Annotated in this window: 20 protein-coding genes and 1 pseudogene; 9 read left to right on the top strand and 12 right to left on the bottom strand. The window is 72.0% G+C overall.

The annotated features are described in order from the left end of the window. Nucleotides 1–48 precede the first annotated feature (48 nt). The 5 genes and pseudogenes from OP04_RS32070 to OP04_RS32055 form a co-directional block, all read right to left on the bottom strand. Nucleotides 49–666 (bottom strand): annotated as a pseudogene (locus tag OP04_RS32070) (PH domain-containing protein); the annotation flags it as partial. 73 nt (nucleotides 667–739) lie between these two features. Beyond that, nucleotides 740–901 carry a hypothetical protein gene (locus OP04_RS54915; protein ID WP_198154052.1) on the bottom strand — a complete coding sequence of 54 codons (162 nt, stop codon included), beginning with the start codon at nucleotides 899–901 and terminating at the stop codon, nucleotides 740–742. A 117-nt stretch (nucleotides 902–1,018) separates the two neighbouring features. After that, nucleotides 1,019–1,756, bottom strand: a complete 738-nt coding sequence (locus tag OP04_RS32065) for a DUF6758 family protein (protein WP_332309691.1) — start codon at nucleotides 1,754–1,756, stop codon at nucleotides 1,019–1,021. After that, nucleotides 1,689–2,366 (bottom strand): TrmH family RNA methyltransferase, encoded by a 678-nt coding sequence (locus tag OP04_RS32060; protein ID WP_051799423.1) that lies wholly within the window; start codon nucleotides 2,364–2,366, stop codon nucleotides 1,689–1,691. Before OP04_RS32060 ends, OP04_RS32065 begins: the two co-directional genes overlap by 68 nt. Nucleotides 2,367–2,378: 12 nt before the next feature. Further along, nucleotides 2,379–2,891: a hypothetical protein gene (locus OP04_RS32055; RefSeq protein WP_033343652.1), complete on the bottom strand. Its 513-nt coding sequence runs from the start codon at nucleotides 2,889–2,891 to the stop codon at nucleotides 2,379–2,381. A 669-nt stretch (nucleotides 2,892–3,560) separates the two neighbouring features. Here OP04_RS32055 and trxA point away from each other — a divergent pair. After that, on the top strand, nucleotides 3,561–3,920 hold the full coding sequence (trxA, locus tag OP04_RS32050; protein ID WP_033343651.1) for a thioredoxin: 360 nt from the start codon (nucleotides 3,561–3,563) through the stop codon (nucleotides 3,918–3,920). 70 nt (nucleotides 3,921–3,990) lie between these two features. On the opposite strand, the gene OP04_RS32045 is transcribed toward trxA, so the two are convergent. Together OP04_RS32045 and OP04_RS32040 are read right to left on the bottom strand one after the other, a co-directional pair. Continuing rightward, on the bottom strand, nucleotides 3,991–4,800 hold the full coding sequence (locus OP04_RS32045) for a sugar phosphate isomerase/epimerase family protein (RefSeq protein ID WP_033343650.1): 810 nt from the start codon (nucleotides 4,798–4,800) through the stop codon (nucleotides 3,991–3,993). Beyond that, nucleotides 4,797–5,945, bottom strand: coding sequence for a Gfo/Idh/MocA family protein (locus OP04_RS32040; protein WP_033343649.1), 1,149 nt, complete (start codon nucleotides 5,943–5,945; stop codon nucleotides 4,797–4,799). Before OP04_RS32040 ends, OP04_RS32045 begins: the two co-directional genes overlap by 4 nt. Nucleotides 5,946–6,095: 150 nt before the next feature. On the opposite strand from OP04_RS32040, the gene OP04_RS32035 reads away from it, so the two are divergent. From OP04_RS32035 to OP04_RS32015, 5 genes are all read left to right on the top strand, one after another. After that, entirely contained in the window at nucleotides 6,096–7,115 is a 1,020-nt protein-coding gene (locus tag OP04_RS32035; RefSeq protein WP_033343648.1) for a LacI family DNA-binding transcriptional regulator, read from the top strand. Nucleotides 7,116–7,256: 141 nt separating this feature from the next. Then, on the top strand, nucleotides 7,257–8,315 hold the full coding sequence (locus OP04_RS32030) for an Rv2578c family radical SAM protein (protein ID WP_033343647.1): 1,059 nt from the start codon (nucleotides 7,257–7,259) through the stop codon (nucleotides 8,313–8,315). Nucleotides 8,316–8,340: 25 nt separating this feature from the next. Next, a complete protein-coding gene (locus OP04_RS32025) occupies nucleotides 8,341–8,751 on the top strand; it encodes a CoA-binding protein (protein ID WP_033343646.1) in 411 nt (136 codons plus the stop codon). Between the two features lie 10 nt (nucleotides 8,752–8,761). After that, nucleotides 8,762–9,589 carry a TIGR02452 family protein gene (locus tag OP04_RS32020; protein ID WP_232323817.1) on the top strand — a complete coding sequence of 276 codons (828 nt, stop codon included), beginning with the start codon at nucleotides 8,762–8,764 and terminating at the stop codon, nucleotides 9,587–9,589. 18 nt (nucleotides 9,590–9,607) lie between these two features. Beyond that, nucleotides 9,608–10,345, top strand: coding sequence for a hypothetical protein (locus OP04_RS32015; protein ID WP_033343645.1), 738 nt, complete (start codon nucleotides 9,608–9,610; stop codon nucleotides 10,343–10,345). Here the strand turns inward: OP04_RS32015 and OP04_RS32010 are convergent. Then, the gene (locus tag OP04_RS32010) at nucleotides 10,259–11,209 is read right to left on the bottom strand and encodes a GntR family transcriptional regulator (RefSeq protein ID WP_051799422.1); all 951 of its coding nucleotides are present in this window, start codon (nucleotides 11,207–11,209) and stop codon (nucleotides 10,259–10,261) included. The two genes, OP04_RS32015 and OP04_RS32010, sit on opposite strands and share 87 nt — an antisense overlap. Nucleotides 11,210–11,327: 118 nt before the next feature. Between OP04_RS32010 and OP04_RS32005 the strand changes: the two genes are divergently transcribed. After that, nucleotides 11,328–12,428 (top strand): FAD-dependent monooxygenase, encoded by a 1,101-nt coding sequence (locus OP04_RS32005; RefSeq protein ID WP_033343644.1) that lies wholly within the window; start codon nucleotides 11,328–11,330, stop codon nucleotides 12,426–12,428. Here the strand turns inward: OP04_RS32005 and OP04_RS32000 are convergent. After that, nucleotides 12,425–13,240 carry an SDR family NAD(P)-dependent oxidoreductase gene (locus tag OP04_RS32000; RefSeq protein ID WP_033343643.1) on the bottom strand — a complete coding sequence of 272 codons (816 nt, stop codon included), beginning with the start codon at nucleotides 13,238–13,240 and terminating at the stop codon, nucleotides 12,425–12,427. The genes OP04_RS32005 and OP04_RS32000 overlap by 4 nt on opposite strands. Before the next feature lie 109 nt (nucleotides 13,241–13,349). Between OP04_RS32000 and OP04_RS31995 the strand changes: the two genes are divergently transcribed. Together OP04_RS31995 and OP04_RS31990 are read left to right on the top strand one after the other, a co-directional pair. After that, complete coding sequence (locus OP04_RS31995) at nucleotides 13,350–13,928, top strand: DUF4190 domain-containing protein (protein ID WP_033343642.1); 579 nt, start codon at nucleotides 13,350–13,352, stop codon at nucleotides 13,926–13,928. Between the two features lie 15 nt (nucleotides 13,929–13,943). Continuing rightward, entirely contained in the window at nucleotides 13,944–14,258 is a 315-nt protein-coding gene (locus OP04_RS31990; protein ID WP_033343641.1) for a DUF4190 domain-containing protein, read from the top strand. Nucleotides 14,259–14,307: 49 nt separating this feature from the next. On the opposite strand, the gene OP04_RS31985 is transcribed toward OP04_RS31990, so the two are convergent. From OP04_RS31985 to OP04_RS31975, 3 genes are read right to left on the bottom strand one after another with little or no spacing between them, the layout of a single operon-like run. Next, nucleotides 14,308–15,237, bottom strand: a complete 930-nt coding sequence (locus OP04_RS31985; protein ID WP_033343640.1) for an HpcH/HpaI aldolase/citrate lyase family protein — start codon at nucleotides 15,235–15,237, stop codon at nucleotides 14,308–14,310. Between the two features lie 29 nt (nucleotides 15,238–15,266). Next, nucleotides 15,267–15,776, bottom strand: coding sequence for a hypothetical protein (locus OP04_RS31980; RefSeq protein ID WP_051799421.1), 510 nt, complete (start codon nucleotides 15,774–15,776; stop codon nucleotides 15,267–15,269). A gap of 24 nt (nucleotides 15,777–15,800) precedes the next feature. Next, nucleotides 15,801–16,688: a DMT family transporter gene (locus OP04_RS31975; protein ID WP_232323816.1), complete on the bottom strand. Its 888-nt coding sequence runs from the start codon at nucleotides 16,686–16,688 to the stop codon at nucleotides 15,801–15,803. Nucleotides 16,689–16,713: the final 25 nt, after the last annotated feature.

The following is a 16,713-nucleotide window of genomic DNA, read 5'->3' as shown; positions in this document are numbered from 1 at the left end:
ACGACATGGAGGGTGATAGCTATCGGCGAACGGTTGAAATACGCGTCGTCACGCGTCGTCGCCGGGGTCGGCGTTCTTGCCGAGGCGGGCCTCGACGGCCTGAGGCTCGTACATCTCCTCGACGACGCGCAGGTACAGCTCGTTCGGGTTCGGCAGGTGCTTGACCTCGCGGAGTGCCTGGTCCTGACCTGCGGACTCCAGCACGAACGTGCCGTAGTTGAGCATGCGTCCCACCGGGGACTGCTCGTACTTCATGTCGGTGACGCGGGCGAGCGGCATCATGGCGACCTTGCGCGTGATGATGCCGTTGACGACCATCACCCGCTTGTTGGTCAGGATGAACCGGTCGAAATACCAGTCCGCGACCTTCCACGCCACGAAGCCCATGACGCCGAGCCAGACGATGACGGCCACCGTGGTGAACCCGCTCGCCGACTCCTGTTTGGCCAGGAAGCCGGAGAGGTACCCGAGCACGAACGTGGCGCCGGCGCCGATCAGCAGCGGTGTCCACAGGTGGACCCAGTGCCGCTTCCACTCCCCCCGGTATCGCTCGGTGGGGAAGAGGTAGCGCGCGACCAGGGTGGTCGGCTCGTCCTCCAGCGGCAGGACGCGCCGGGCGGACCCCAGCGGCATGCCGGAGGCGTCGACGCGCAGCCCTTCGAACTCCTCGGCCTCGAACTCCGGGGCGACATACCCCTCGTCGGGGCCGGTGGGCCTCGATGCCGTCGTCATGACCGACTCAGGCGACCAGGCTGGTGAAGAACTCGCTGAATCCCTGTGCGATGTCGCCGATCGTGCTGCCCAGAGACTGGAACACGTCGGCTGCCGAGTTTGGCCGGAACGCAACGAAGAAGATCAAGAAAGCGATTCCGAGCCAAGTGAGGATCTTCTTGGGCGACATTGCGGGCCATCCCCCTCTGCGGCTGTCGAGAAACCGTGTGCGCCGCGCACTCAGAGTATCAGCTGTGCATCTGGCTGTGAACGAATGACCCAAGCCCGGACCATTCACTCAGGGCACTCACGCCCGTCCATGAAGGTACGGAGACGGGGCACCGTACACAAGCTCGGGTGGGACCCACTCCGACAGGTCGTGCAGGACGACGTGCTCGGCGAACAGGTAACCCGCACTCGCCGGCCAGGCTACCGCATACAGCCACATCCCCCGGGCCTCTCCGGCGTAGGCGCTGCGGTCCGCCGGGGACTTCACCGACCACAGTGGAGTCGGATGCCCGCCCACCTTGATCTTGGCGTGCGAGCCGGAGCAGTCCGCCATCGCGGTGCCGATCAGGTCACCCAGGTCGAGGCCGGGCAGGCCGGCCAGCCGGTTGCCCAGGCCCACGCCGGGCTCCTCCGCCACCAGCACGATGTCGGCCGGTCCGTCGCCGAGCGGGGCCGGCCCGCTGTACGCCAGCGCGGTCGCGCGCACCCCGGTCCGTTCGTCGCCGGCCCAGCCGACGCCGGTCACGGTCCACCCCGGCAGCAGCGGCCACGGGCACCAGAGCGGGATGCGCGAGTGACCGTTCGCCGTGTGCGCGGTCACGCTCTCCACTATCTCCGGACCGATGTGCTCGGCCACGTGCAGGGGCGCGACCGGGCCACAGCCGTCACACCGCCAGTCCGGGTTCATCAGGTCCGGCGGCCTGACCGAGCCTCCGCATCGAGGACAACTCACTGTCACGCCCACAGGACTACGGTGCGTGCCCGCCGCCCCCGGCGTCAAGCGAATCGGGTTTTTCACCCCCGACCGGGACGGCATGGGCGCGGATCCAGGCGTGCATGGCGATCCCGCTGGCCACTCCGGCGTTGATCGACCGGGTCGAGCCGTACTGTGCGATGGAGAACAGCTGGTCGCAGCCGTCACGTGCGACATCGGACAGCCCGGGGCCCTCCTGTCCGAAGAGCAGCACGCAGCGCCGCGGCAGCACCTCGGACTCCATCGGGCGCGCGCCGGGCAGGTTGTCGATGCCGATCACCGGCAGGTCGCCCGCGTGCGCCCAGGCCACGAACTCCTCGATCGTGGGGTGGTGCCGCACGTGCTGGTAACGATCGGTGACCATGGCGCCACGCCGGTTCCAGCGGCGGCGGCCGACGATGTGGACCTCCGCGGCGAGGAACGCGTTCGCGTTGCGGACCACGGTGCCGATGTTCAGGTCGTGCTGCCAGTTCTCGATCGCGACGTGGAAACCGTGCCGGTGCCGGTCCAGGTCGGCCACGATCGCCTCGCGCCGCCAGTAGCGGTAGCGGTCCACGACGTTGCGCCGGTCGCCCTCGGCCAGCAGCTCGGGGTCGTACCGCGCGTCGTCCGGCCACGGCCCCGGCCAGGGACCGACGCCGACCTCGAGGACGGGTTCTTCAACGGGCTCCACGGAGTCCAGACATTAGACCAGGCCCAGCGCGGCCCCCAGGTCGGTCAGGAAGCGCCGTTCGTCACCGGAGACGCGAGGACCGGCGAAGTGGCCGGAGCGGGAGGCGGCGCAGACCTTCGCGGCGATCGCCTGGATCCACTGCCGGTACGCGGCGGAGTCGGCCGGGTCCGCGTGCTCGGCCAGCACCCGGGCCGCCTCCCGGCACGCGGCCAGCACGGCGGCGAGCCCGGCGTCCCGGTCGGTGAACTCCTCCGCGTCCGGGCCGTCGCCGTCCGTCTCCGCGTAGACCGCGGACACCACGGCGCGGACCAGGTCGCTGTCCGAGGCGCGGCCGGCCGCGATGGCGGCGAGCCCGGAGAGCCCTTCGGCGACAGTGCGGCCGGGTGAGTCGTGCTCCGCGGAGGTGGCCGCGATCACCACGCGGCCGGGCAGCCTCACCAGGAGGGTCCACTGCGCGGCCGGTATCGGCGACGCGGGCGCACGTGCGGCGAACCGGCGGCGTTCGGAAGCGGACGGGCTCGGCATGGCGACGACCTCCCACGGTCAGCATAGGACCGCGCGAGCCCCGCCCCGCGACCAAACCCTGAGATCAGACCCCGTCGCGGGTACGGAAAGAGGCGGCCGGGTGTGACAGTCGTTACCGCGCCGCGGGGAAATCGCACGTCCTGAGGGCGGAGCGGGATCCTCACGCTCAAACTTTCCCTGGACGCAATGAGCGGCGGGGCCCTCCCCGGCACCCGCCGCCCACGCTCTGTTGGAGAAGATTTTGCCTCACCGTCCGTATTGAAGGGAAGGGCTCGGGCTAGTTGTTTGGGCGACAGTTATCTATTCGAGATGTTACTTATCGTATTTTTAAGTGAGGGATAACACAGTGTCACCGCAAGGGAAATCCCTACCTCAGCCTCACACTGCAGGTCGGACAGGTTGTGCGAGGACACTCGTCCGGAACCGCTCCCACCACTGTGGGTGACGCGTGAAAGATCCTCGTTCTCAACTGACACCGTTGCGGAGAGGAATCGTGTGGGAATTGCACACAGGGAATCTGCACCGGCGCTCCCGACTGAATCCGCCCCGGAACGGGTAACGACCCAGGTGAGGCGGGCGCCACTCCCCCGCGGGAATGCCCGCCGCCAGGGTTTCGTTCCGATGACCGGAACCTCTGCCCGCCAGATTGCCCCAGATCGGAGACATCACATGGCGACCGTTGCGCTGACCGACGCGAACTTCGACGACGTGACGAGCAAGGACGGCATCGTGCTCGTCGACTTCTGGGCCAGTTGGTGCGGCCCGTGCCTGAAGTTCGCCCCGACGTACGAGGCCGCGTCCGCCAAGAACGAGGACATCACGTTCGGCAAGGTGGACACCGAGGCCGAGCAGATGATCGCCGCGAAGTTCGGCATCCGCTCGATCCCGACCATCATGGCCATCCGCGACGGCGTGATCGTGTTCTCGCAGCCGGGCGCGCTGCCGTCCTCCGCGCTCGACTCCATCATCGAGCAGGTGCGCGCGCTCGACATGGACGAGGTCAAGGCCCAGCTCGCCGCGCAGAGCTAAAAGATCAACTTCATAGGACTTCGAGGGTACGGACGAGAGGTTCTCTCCTCCGTACCCTCGAAAGGTCTTCTCAGGCCACGTGGGTGAGGTAGCCCTCCAGGGCCTCGGCGAGCACCTGGGCGCCGGGGCGGGACCAGACGTCGGCGTCGAAGACCTCGACCTCGACCGGGCCGGTGTAGCCGGCCGCGTCGACCGCCTCACGGAAGCGCCGCAGCTCGATCACGCCCTCGCCGGGCAGGCCGCGGCCGAGCAGCACGCCCTCGGGCAGCGGCGTGATCCAGTCCGCGGCCTGGAACGTGGCGATCCGGCCCTCCGCGCCGGCGCGGGCGATCTGCTCCCAGACCTCCGGGTCCCACCAGAGGTGATATGTGTCGATGCACACACCCACGGACGCCGCCGGGTACGGCCGGGCCAGGTCGAGCGCCTGGCCGAGCGTGGAGACCACGCACCGGTCGGAGGCGAACATCGGGTGCAGCGGCTCGATCGCCAGCTGCACGCCGGCCGCCTGCGCGTAGGGGACCAGCTCACCGATCGCGTCGCCCACGTGCCGCCGGGCCGCGTCGACGTCGCGCGAGCCGTCCGGCAGGCCGCCGGAGACCAGCACCAGGACCGGCGCGCCGAGCGTGTGCGCCTCGTCGATCGCGCGGCGGTTGTCGTCGAACCAGTCCGCCTGCTGGAAGAAGCCGCCGCGGCAGAGCGTGGTGATCGGCAGGCCCAGGTCGCGGGCGAGCGCGGCCGCCTTCTCCACGCCGTACGCCCGGGTCTCCTCGCGCCACAGCCCGGCACCCCCGATGCCGGCCTCGGCGCAGCCTCGCAGCAGCGCGTCCACCGGCCAGTACTTGGTGGTGGCCGAGTTGAGCGAGAAGCGCTCCCGGGTCACGACAGCTCCGGGATCTCGACCCGGCGGCCCTCACGGGCGGACTGCAGGCCCAGCTCGGCCAGCTGCACGCCGCGCGCGCCGGCCCACAGGTCCCAGGTGTAGGGCTCGTCCTCGGCGACGTGCCGCAGGAACAGCTCCCACTGCGCCTTGAAGCCGTTGTCGAACTCCGCGTTGTCCGGCACGGTCTGCCACTGGGCGCGGAAGTCCTCGGTGGCCGGCAGGTCCGGGTTCCACACCGGCTTGGGCGTGGACGCGCGGTGCTGGATGCGGCAGTTGCGCAGGCCCGCGACCGCGCTGCCCTCGGTGCCGTCCACCTGGAACTCGACCAGCTCGTCGCGGTAGACGCGCACCGCCCAGGACGAGTTGATCTGGGCGATCACGCCGTTGTCCAGCTCGAAGATGCCGTAGGCGGCGTCGTCCGCGGTCGCGTCGTAGGCGGCGCCTGACTCGTCCCAGCGCGTCGGCACGTGCGTGCGGATCTGCGCGGTCACGGACCTGACCTCGCCGAAGATCTGCTCCAGCACGTAGTGCCAGTGCGGGAACATGTCGACCACGATGCCGCCGCCGTCCTGCGACCGGTAGTTCCACGAGGGGCGCTGCGCGGCCTGCCAGTCGCCCTCGAAGACCCAGTAGCCGAACTCGCCGCGGATCGACAGGATGCGGCCGAAGAAACCGCCGTCGACCAGCCGCTTCAGCTTGAGCAGGCCGGGCAGGAAGAGCTTGTCCTGCACCACGCCGTGCTTGATCCCGGCCGCGTCCGCGAGGCGGGCCAGGTCGACGGCGCCGGCCAGGTCCTCCGCGGTCGGCTTCTCCGTGTAGATGTGCTTGCCGGCGTCGATCGCGAGCCGCAGCGCCTTCTCCCGCTGCGCGGTGACCTGGGAGTCGAAGTAGATCTCGACGTCCGGCCGGGCCAGCGCGGCGGACAGGTCCGTGGTCCAGTCGGTGAGCCCGTGCCGCTCCGCGATCTCGCGCAGCTTCGCCTCGTTCCGCCCGACCAGGACCAGCTCGGGGTAGAGGCGGTCACCGTTCGCCAGCGGCAGGCCGCCCTGCTCGCGGAGCGCCAGCAGCGAGCGGACCAGGTGCTGCCGATAGCCCATCCGGCCGGTCACGCCGTTGAGCACGATGCCGATCGTCCTTCGCGCCATGGTCGCAGTCCTCCGAGCTTCCCAGGTAAGCGCTTTCCTGGGCACCCTACTGTCGCTCCCAGCAGGCGGGCAAGGGCTTTCCGGTAACCATCGCCGCCGCCGGTGTCGATATTCTGCTCGCGCAGCTTCTGACGAAGGGACGGACCGTCCATGGCGACGTTGGCCGAGGTCGCGAAGCGGGCGGGCGTCTCACCCGCGACCGCCTCCAGGATCATCAACGGCAGCCCCAAGCCGGTCACCGAGGCGTTGCGGGAGCGTGTGCTGGCCGCGGTCGAGGAGCTCCAGTACGTGCCGCACGCGCACGCGCAGTCGCTGGCCAGGGCGAACCGCAGCGCGATCGGGGTGATCGTGCACGACGTCTCCGACCCGTACTTCGCGGAGATCACCCGGGGGCTCCAGCGGGTGGCGACCGAGCACGGCCGGCTGGTGATCATCTGCAACAGCTACCGCGACCCGGCCCGTGAGCTGGAGTACGTGGAGCTGCTGCGCGCGCACCAGGTGGCCGCGCTGGTGCTGGCCGGCTCCGGGTACCACGACGAGGACTTCACCAGGGCACTCACCGGCAAGCTCCAGGTCTACGAGCAGGGCGGCGGGCGGGTCGCGGTGATCGGACGGCACCAGCACGCCGGCGACGCCGTGGTGCCGGACAACGAGATGGGCGGCTATCTGATCGGCGCGGAGCTCTACGCGCGCGGCCACGACCGGATCGGCGTGATCGCCGGCCCGAAGCTGCTGACCACCACCACGGACCGGCTTACCGGGCTGCGCCGCGCGGCCCGCGAGCGGGGGCGCACGCTGCCGGCCCGGCGCATCGCCTACGCGGACTTCACCCGGGACAGCGGCGCCGCCGCCGCGGCCGCGCTGCTGGACGCGGAGCCGGGCCTGACCGCGATCGCGGCGCTGAACGACTCGATGGCGATCGGCGCGCTGGCGCTGCTGCGCAGCCGGGGCGTGGACGTGCCGGGGCAGGTCAGCGTGACCGGGTTCGACGACATGCCGGTGGCGCGCGACGTGACGCCGGCGCTGACCACGGTGCGGCTGCCGCTGGCGGAGATGGGCGCGCGGGCGATGACGCTGGCGCTGGACGGCGTCGGGGGCGGCGGGAACCGGATCGAGGAGGTCGGCGCGGAGCTGGTCCTCCGCGACAGCGCCGGCCCGGCCCCGCGCTAGCCGGCCCCGCGCCCTGGTGATCCAGGTGTCGTTCACGCCGGAATGACGCCTGGGTCAGGGTGGCGGTGCGGTCGCGAGCAGGTGGGACGCGCGTCGTGTCGTTGCTGGACAACGTGTCGAACATGTGTTCGAATACTGGTCATGCGCTGGGCGAACTTGTCGGCTCCCCCCGACGGCCGTTCCCTTCAGGAGCCCCTGGAGGCGGCGCCGGCGGCACCACCCCTGCCGCTGGCGCTGCCCAGCGCCGTCGTCCGGACGTTCGACACGCCCGGTTTTGCCGGCATGACGTTCTACGAGGTCCAGGCCAAGTCGATCATCAACCGGGTGCCCGGCACGTCGCACGTGCCGTTCGAGTGGACCGTCAACCCGTACCGCGGCTGCAGCCACGCCTGCACGTACTGTTTCGCCCGCAACACGCACACCTACCTGGACCTGGACGCGGGCGCCGACTTCGACAGCCGCGTGGTGGTCAAGGTCAACGCGGGTGAGCTGGTCCGGCGCGAGCTGGCCGCGCCGCGGTGGCAGGGGCAGCACATCGCCATGGGCACCAACGTGGACTGCTACCAGCGCGCCGAGGGCCGCTACCGGCTGATGCCGCAGATCATCGCGGCGCTGCGCGACTTCGCGAACCCGTTCTCGATCCTGACCAAGGGCACGCTGATCCTGCGCGACCTGCCGCTGCTGCGCGAGGCCGCGTCCGTGACCTCGGTCGGCATCTCGCTGTCCGTCGGGTTCGTGGACGAGGGCGTGTGGCGGTCGGCCGAGCCCGGCACGCCGAGCCCGCGCCGCCGGCTGGACGCGGTGAAGGCGCTGACCGACGCCGGCTTCGACGTGGGCGTGCTGATGGCCCCGATCCTGCCCGGCCTGACGGACACGGCCGCGTCGATCGAGGAGACCGTGGCCGCGATCGCGGGCAGCGGCGCGGTCAGCGTGACGCCGCTGGCACTGCACCTGCGGCCCGGCGCCCGGGAGTGGTACGCGCGGTGGATCGGGCGCGACCATCCGCACCTGGTGCCGCGCTACCGGGAGTTGTACCGGTCCGGGTCGTACGCGCCGACGGCGTACCAGCGTGAGGTGGCGGCGCTGGTACGGACCGCGGCGCGACGGCACGGGCTCGACCGGGCCGGGTCCGGCGAGGCCCGCGCGGTCCCGGCGCCCGGCCCGATCGTGGCCGCCGTGGAGCAGCTCACTCTGCTGTAGAGGCCGACCGGCATAGAGTCGAGGGGTGAGAGACCCGAAGCAGATTCTGGCGGAGGCGTCCACGATCGTGGTGGTCGGCGCCTCGCGCGATCCGGAGAAGCCGTCGCACAGCGTGCCGTTGCAGATGATGCGGCACGGCTGGCGGATCATCCCGGTCAACCCTTTCGTGGACGAGATCTTCGGCGTCCAGGCCTACCCGAGCCTGGCCGACGTGCCCGAGCCGCTGGACATGGTGAACGTGTTCCGGCCGTCCGCGGACGCGCTGGAGGTGGTGCGGCAGGCGGTGTCGATCGGCGCGCGGTCGATCTGGCTGCAGCTCGGCATCGTCAACGCGGAGGCGCGGCGGCTGGCCGGTGAGGCCGGGATCGAGTACGTGGAGGACCGTTGCCTCGCGGTGGAGCGGGCCGTCGGCAGACTCTCCCGGGTGAGCGGCTGAGGGGCCGGCCGTGCCGAACGACCGGCAGTGGGCCGCCGCCATCGCGGCCGAGACGTTGCACGCGCTCGAGACCGGCCACTACGGGCTGGACGGGCACCGGGTCGACCTGACCGGGGCGGTGCAGCGTGCGATCGACGGGACCGTGACGTACCCACCGGGGCCTGTGGATCTTCCGGCGGCCGGGCCGCCCGGGACGGTCGAGGTGCGCGGTGAGACCACGCTGGCCGCGACGCGACGGCTGGCCGCGGCCGGTCACCGGGTGGCGGCGCTCAACTTCGCGTCCGGGCGGAACCCGGGCGGCGGTTTCCTGCGCGGCGCGATCGCCCAGGAGGAGACGCTGGCCCGGTCGTCCGCGCTCTACCCGTGCCTGGCGGGGAACGCGATGTACGCGGCGAACCGGGCGTCCGGCGACCCCGTCTACACCGACTCGGTGATCTACTCGCCGGGCGTGCCGGTGTTCCGGGACGACCGGGGCGGATGGCTGGACGAGCCGTACCTGTGCGCGTTCCTGACCTGCGCGGCCGTGAACGCGGGCGTGGTCCTGCAGCGGACGCCGCCGGACGGGTGGGACCGGGCGCGGGCGGAGATCGCGGAGGTCATGCGGCGGCGGATCACCGGCGTGCTGGCGGCCGGGCTGCGGCACGGGCACGACGCGCTGGTGCTCGGCGCCTGGGGCTGCGGCGTGTTCGGCAACGACCCCGCGACCGTGGCCTCGCTCTTCGCGGAGGCGCTCGACGGCCCGTTCGCCGGGGCGTACCCCCTGGTGGTCTTCTCGATCTTCGATCCTTCCGCCCGGCAGCCGGTGCTGCGCACGTTCCGTGAGGCGTTCGAGCGCTGACCTCCTACACTGCCGCGCGTGTCCGTGGTGGTGCGTCTCGTGGTGGCGCTGATCGTGCTCGGCGTGAGCGTGCCGGCCGGCTGGTCCGCCCGGAACGGTACGGACCTGTCCGGCGGTGCGCTCGTCGTGGTGGTGCTGTCCGGTGTGGCGTGGGCGCTGGGGCAGCGGGACCGGAACCGGCCGATGCGCTGGCTGCCGGCGGTCCGGCTGCCCGGCGGCGGGACCGCGGCCGGGCTGGTCGCGCCGCTGTCCCGGACCGAGGCGGTGTGGTGGCTGCTCCTGGCCGCGGGCGGCACGGTCGGTCTCGGCGCGGTGGCCGGCCGGCTGGCCCGCCCCGGCGGGTGGCTGGGCCTGACGCTCGGCGCGGCGGCCGCGCTCGCGGCGCTGTGGGCGCTGCACCGGCTGTGGGACGACCTCCCGGACCTGTACCGGATCGCGATCGTCGAGGACGGTGTGCTGGCCCGCGGCCGGCTGATCCCGTGGTCGGAGATCGAGGGGGTACGCGCGGTGCCGCCCGCCGACGACGAGGACGAGGGCGGCGTGGAGCTGCGGGTGGCGGGCGGACGCGCCGTCGACCTGCTGCCGGCCGGCTCGATGATCGACCCGCGCGAGCTGCGGGTGGCCGTGCTCACCTATCTGCACGCGCCGCAGCGGCGGGCCGAGCTGCGCTCACCGGTCGACCCGCGCGGCGCGACCGTCCTCCCCGGTGCCGGTGAGGCGCCACGTGAGGCCGTCGAGGGTGGTCCGGAGCCCTAGTTCGAAGAGCGCGTCCAGGTCGAGGTCGAAGCCGTCCGCCGTGATCACGGCCATCATCGCGGACCAGACCGGGTGCCGGTCGTCGTCGAGCAGCGCGGTCATCGCCGGTGAGGTGCGCTCGACCCACTCGTCACCGGAGATGCCGCTCGCGGCCTGGGCCTGCGCCTCACGCTCGATGTTCATCGCCAGGCTCTGGACCTGGTTGTAGAACATGATCGAGTAGTTGAGCATCTCCTCCGGCGCCAGCCCGTGCCCCTCCAGGCCGCGCAGGATCTGCTCGTCGTGGGCCAGCAGGTGCGGCAGCGGCAGCGGGCGGTAGAGCGAGTCGACGTGGGCCAGCCAGGGGTGACGGCGGTAGAGCGTCCAGAGCGCGCGGGCCGCCCGCTCGATCCGGGGGCGCCAGGCGAGCGGCGGCTCGTCCGCGGGGTAGCCGATCTCGCCGTACGCCGCGTCGGCCATCAGCGCGACCAGCTCCTCCTTGTCCGCGACGTGCCGGTAGGTGGACATGGTGGCGGCGCCGAGCCGGGCGCCGAGCGCGCGCATGGACAGCGCGTCCAGCCCCTCCGCGTCGGCGAGCTCTATCGCGGCCCGGACCAGGCGCTCGCGGGTGAGCTCCCCGGTCGCGGCGCGGGCCGGCCGCGCGTCCGTCAGGTCGGCCACGATCGTGCCGGAGCGCGGCTCCGTGCGGACCAGGCCGAGGTGGCGCAGCGTGGTGAGCGCCTTGGTGGCGGTGGCCATCGCGACGCCGTAGTCCTTCGCGATCCGCCGGGTGGACGGGACGCGGTCGCCCGGGGCCAGCTCGCCCTTCCGGATCCGGCGGCCGATCTCGGTGACGATGCGCTGGAACGGGGGTTCCTCGGTCACTGCTGCCTCCCTCTGCACTAGTGCACATGCTAGCTGCACTAGGGCACATTTCTGCTGTTCAAAGCTGTATGTACGTCGTACAGTCAGATGCGTACACAGTACGAACGAGGAGGCCGACATGACCACTGTTCTCATCTCCGGCGCGAGCGTCGCCGGACCCGCGCTGGCCCTGAACCTGCGCGCCCACGGCTTCGACGTCACCGTCGTCGAGCGCGCCCCGGCGCTGCGGCCCGGCGGCCACGCGGTCGACGTGCGCGGCGCCGCGCTCGACGTCGCGGACCGGATGGGCATCCTGCCGCAACTGCAGGCCATGCGGACCCGGATGCGCGGCATGTCGATGCTGGACGCGGACGGCAACGAGCTGTTCCGCTCCGAGGAGTACGCGGCCAGCAGCGGCCGCCTGGACAGCCCGGACCTGGAGGTGCTCCGCGAGGACCTGACCGGGCTGCTGCACCGGCGCTCGGCCGAGGCCGGCGTGGAGTACGTCTTCGACGACACCGTCACCGCGCTGACCCCGCTTGACCACGGCGTGCGGGCCGAGTTCCAGCACGGCGCGGCGCGCGAGTTCGACCTGGTGGTAGGCGCGGACGGGCTGCACTCGGCCACCCGGCGGCTGGTCTTCGGCCCGGAGGAGGCGTTCGTCCACCACCTCGGCGTCTACGTGGCCGTCTACACCATGGAGAACATTCTCGGCCTGGACGAGTGGCAGGTGTGGGTGCAGGCGCCGGGCGCGGGCGGCGGCATCTACCCGGCCCGCGGCAACACCGAGCTGCGCGTCAACCTGGGCTTCGAGTCCGGGCCGATCGAGGGCTTCCACCGCGACCGGCAGGCGCAGCGCGCCGAGCTCGCCCGGCGGTACGCGGGTCTGGGCTGGGAGTTCCCCCGGCTGATCGAGGGCGCCCTGGCCGCGCCGGACTTCTACTGCGACGCGATGGCCCAGGTGAAAATGGACACCTGGTCACGCGGACGGGTGACGCTGCTCGGCGACGCCGGGTACTGCGCGTCGCCGCTCTCCGGCCAGGGCACCAGCCTGGCGCTGATCGGCGCGTGGATCCTGGCCGAGGAGCTGGGCCGGCTGCCGGTCGACGCGGCGCCGGCGGCCTACGAGACCCGCATGCGGCCGTTCGCCGAGCTCAACCAGGCGCTGGTGAAGAACGAGCCGGGCAGCCCGGAGGCGGACGCCGCGATCGAGTTCGCGAAGTCCGCCATCCGGGTCTAGCGGTTGTACTGCGACTCGCGCACGCTGTTGCCGCCGTCGACCACCAGCATCTGGCCGGTGATGTACGAGGCCGCGGGCGAGCAGAGGAACGTGATCGCGGCCGCCACCTCCTCCGGCGTGCCCGGACGCCGCATCGGCGTGTCCAGGCCCTGCTTCAGCTCCGCGACCGTGGACGCGGCCGTGTAGATCGTGCCGGGCGCGACCGCGTTCACGTTCACGCCGTCCGCCACGACCTCCATGGCCAGCGCACGGGTCAGGCCGACCACGCCGGCCTTCGCGGCCGCGTACGCCGCCTCGGTCGGCAGCGCGTTCACCGGGCCGGTGGTCGCGGCCAGGTTCACGATCCGGCCCCAGCCGCGCTCGGCCATGCCGCCGACGAACGCGCGGCTGCACAGGAACGCGGTGGTCAGGTTGCGGTCGATCTCGGTGCGCCACTCCTCGTAGGTGAGCTGGGCGACCGGCCGCAGCACCTCCGGGCTCGCCCGGCTGGTCAGGCCGGCGTTGTTGACCAGCACCTCCACGTCGCCGAGCGTGTCCGCGACCGCGTCGGCGAGCGCGCCGACCTCGGACTCGTCGGTCAGATCCGCGACGAAGCCGGTGACCGAGAGCTCGTCCGCGCGCTCGTGGATGCGGCGGGTGGTGGAGACGATCGCGACCTTCGCGCCCAGGTCCCGCAGGCGGCGCGCTGTGGCGTAGCCGATGCCGTCCGGGCTGCCCGCGCCGGTGACGAGCGCGACGCGGCCGTCCAGCCGCAGCGTGGTCGACTCGAGCGAGGGAAGGTCGGCGGGCACTGGATCGGAGTCGGGTGTCATAGCCGAAATCCTGCCCGGTCACCGCGAACGGGGCAACGACCGGGGCTCGGCGGTGCGAGCGTGGGGCGTCTACCCTCATGGTCTACCCGCGCCCAGACGGAGATCGCGAATGACATACCCGCCGCAGCAGCCCGAGGGCTGGAGCGACCCGGCGTATCCGGCATATCCCCCGGCCACGCACCCCGCCAGTGGCCTGCCGGGCCAGCCGCCGGTCTCCGGCCCGGCCATGCCCGGCTACCCCCTGATCCCCGACCCGGCGAACCCGAACCCCTACCCGAACCCGCAGCCCGAGGCGTACCCGGCGGACAAGGGCGGCGGTTATCCGTACGCGCCCGGCTACCCGGGGCAGCCCGGTTACGGCTACGGCTACGGGTGGCCGGAGCAGCGCAGGACGAACGGGATGGCGATCGCCTCGCTGGTCGTCTCGATCCTCGGCGTGTTCTCGCTGGCCTGCTACGGCGCCGGCGTGCTCCCGGCCGCGATCGGCGCGATCCTCGGCCACGTGGCCCGCCGCCAGATACGCACGAACGGCGACGACGGCGACGGCCTGGCGCTGGCCGGCATCATCACCGGCTGGATCGGGACCGCGCTCGGCGTGCTGATCATCGGTTTGATGGTGTTCCTCTTCGTCACCATCTGGGCGACCTCGGGCACGACGGACCCCGGCACCGGGGGCCCGTACTACTAGGAAGGGCCACCTGCTGTGACGGACAAGGCGTACGCGTACCCGCCGCAGATGCCACCGCGCCGGCCGACCAACTCGATGGCGATCGTCGCGATCGTCCTCGGCATCGTCTCGGTCTTCAGCTGCCAGCTGATCGGCATCGGCGCGATCATCTGCGGCAACCGGGCCCGCGCCGAGATCCGGGCCAGCGGTGAGGACGGCGACGGCCTGGCGCTGGCCGGCATCATCACCGGCTGGGTGTCGCTGGCGCTCGTCGCGCTGTCGCTGCTGGTCCTGGTCGCCTACTTCGCCTTCTTCGGCCTGATCCTGGCCGGCAGCGCCGCGCAGTCCTGATCCTGGCCGCGCCGCGCGGTCCTGATCTGGCTGGCCGCGCCGCGCGGTCCTAGCCCTCGGAGGTCCGGGTCAGGCCGGCGGCGCGGCCCTTCGCGGCGATGACCAGCGCCATCTTCCGGGACGCCTCGTCGATCATCTCGTCGCCGAGCATCACCGCGCCGACGCGGCCGCCGGCGTCGGAGGTGGCGTGCGCGTACGCGTCCAGGATCCGCTCGGCCCGGTCGTAGTCGTCCTGGGCGGGTGAGTAGACCTCGTTCGCGGCCTCGATCTGGCCGGGATGCAGCACCCACTTGCCGTCGAAGCCGAGCGCGGCCGAGCGCCCGGCCACCTCCCGGAAGCCGTCCACGTCCCTGATCTGCAGGTACGGCCCGTCGATCACCTGTTTGCCGTGCATGCGCGCGGCCATCAGCAGGCGCATCAGAATGTAGTGGTACGGATCGCCGGGGTAGGCCGGGATCAGCCCGCCGACCACCAGCGACCGCATGTTGATGCTGGCCATGAAGTCGGCCGGGCCGAAGATGATCGTCTCCACCCGGGGTGACGCGGCGGCGATCGCATCCACGTTCACCAGGCCGGCCGCGTTCTCGATCTGGGCCTCGATGCCGATCGCGCCGACCTCCAGGCCGAGCGTGCGCTCGATCTGGGTGAGCGTCAGGTCCAGCCACTCGATGTGGCTCGCGCTCTGCACCTTCGGCAGCATCACGCAGTCGAGATGCGGGCCGGCGCCCTCCACCACGTCGACGACGTCCCGGTACGTCCACGGGGTGGTGAGGTCGTTGACCCGGACCACGCGCGTCTTGCCGGCCCAGTCGCCCTCGGTCAGCGCGGCCACCACGTTCTTCCGCGCGTCCGCCTTGGCCAGCGGGGCCACCGCGTCCTCCAGGTCGAGGAAGACCTGGTCGGCGGGGAGGCCCTGGGCCTTGCCGAGCATCTTGAGACTCGATCCGGGGACGGCGAGGCAGGAGCGGCGGAGGCGCATGGGCACCACGTTACCCACGGCAGCGGAGATCAGCGGGCGACGAGCGGGCGGGGCGGGGCCTCGTCGCGGACGAAGATCGGGACCTCCGGGCCGTACCGCCGCGGTAGTTGATCTTCTGCCTCCGCCACCTGACGCGTGCTGACCTCGACGCCGGAACCGTCGTGCCGGCAGGACACCACACCGATGTCGATGCCGGCGGCGTGCCAGTGTCCGAGGTCGGCCACGATGCGTTCCTGCAGCGTCAGCAGCGTGCGCAGGTCGTGCCGGGCGTCGCGGACCACCAGGCAGACCTCGGCACCCTCGGCGCGCAGGAACGCGTCGAAGTCCGCGGACGGCACCCGGTGGACGATCCCGAGCACGGCGGCCTGGTCCACCTCCAGCCCGGCGTAGCTGTCCGGGAAGTCCGCGCGGCCCGCCGACTCCACCCTGGCCAGCACGGCCGCCAGGTCCGCCGGCGTCACCAGCAGCGCGCCGGTGACCGCCTGGACCCGCTCCGGCGCGCGCCGCACGCCGCACCCTCCGGTCCGCCACTCCGCCATGCAGGCCTCCTCGTCGGCCGAGGGTCACACCTCGGCGCCGGTCGATGTGGTCAGCGCAACCGTACGTCGTCCGGCCCGCGCGCCGCCCAGCACGACCACCGTCACCCCGGCCACGATCAGCAGCACGCCCGGCACGGTGGCCGCCGGCGGCGCCTGGCCGAGCCACGCCCAGGCCAGCAGCGCGGAGCCGGGCACCTCCAGCAGAATCAGGATGCTGACCGTGGTCGCCGAGACGCGGCGCAGCGCGAAGTTGAACATGGTGTGCCCGAGCAGCTGCGCGCCCGCGACCAGGCCGAGGATCGCCAGCCAGGTCGAGGCCGGATAGCCGCCGAGCGGGGTGCCCGCGGCCAGGCACACCACCAGCAGGACCAGCGCGCAGACGCCGTAACAGACGGTCGTGTAGACCGTGGTGCTGAGCGTGGTGCGGGCCCGCTCGCCGAGCGCGGTGTAGGCGGCCGCGCAGACGCCGCCCGCGATCGCCATCAGGTCGCCGAGCACGGCCCGGCCGGAGACGCCGAGGTCCGCACCGGTCGCGGCCGCCGCGCCGGCCACCGCCATGCCGATGCCCGCCCAGGTCACCCACGGGAGCCGGCGGCCCTGACCGAGCGCGATCAGGCCCTGCCAGACCGGCTGCGTGCAGACCAGCGCCGTCGAGGCCGCGACCGAGGTGAGCTTGATGCTCGGCACCCAGGTGCCGAAGTGCGCGGCCAGCGCCACGCCGGACAACACACAGAAGATCAACTGCCGGCGGTACGGCCCGGCGAGCGCGCGAAGCTCGGCGCGGCGCCGGACGATCGCCAGCGGAGTGAGAACGCCCACAGCGAGCGCGTTGCGCCAGAACGCGATGGCGAGCCCCGGCGCGGCTGCGAACGCGATCAGCGGCGACGACGTGGTGATCGCGGCAACCGCCACCGCAAGTGCGGTTACGGTCCCCGCG

The organism is Catenuloplanes japonicus (genome assembly GCF_000717135.1).
GTDB classification, from domain to species: domain Bacteria; phylum Actinomycetota; class Actinomycetes; order Mycobacteriales; family Micromonosporaceae; genus Catenuloplanes; species Catenuloplanes japonicus.
This window is presented reverse-complemented; position numbering and strand designations above follow the sequence as displayed.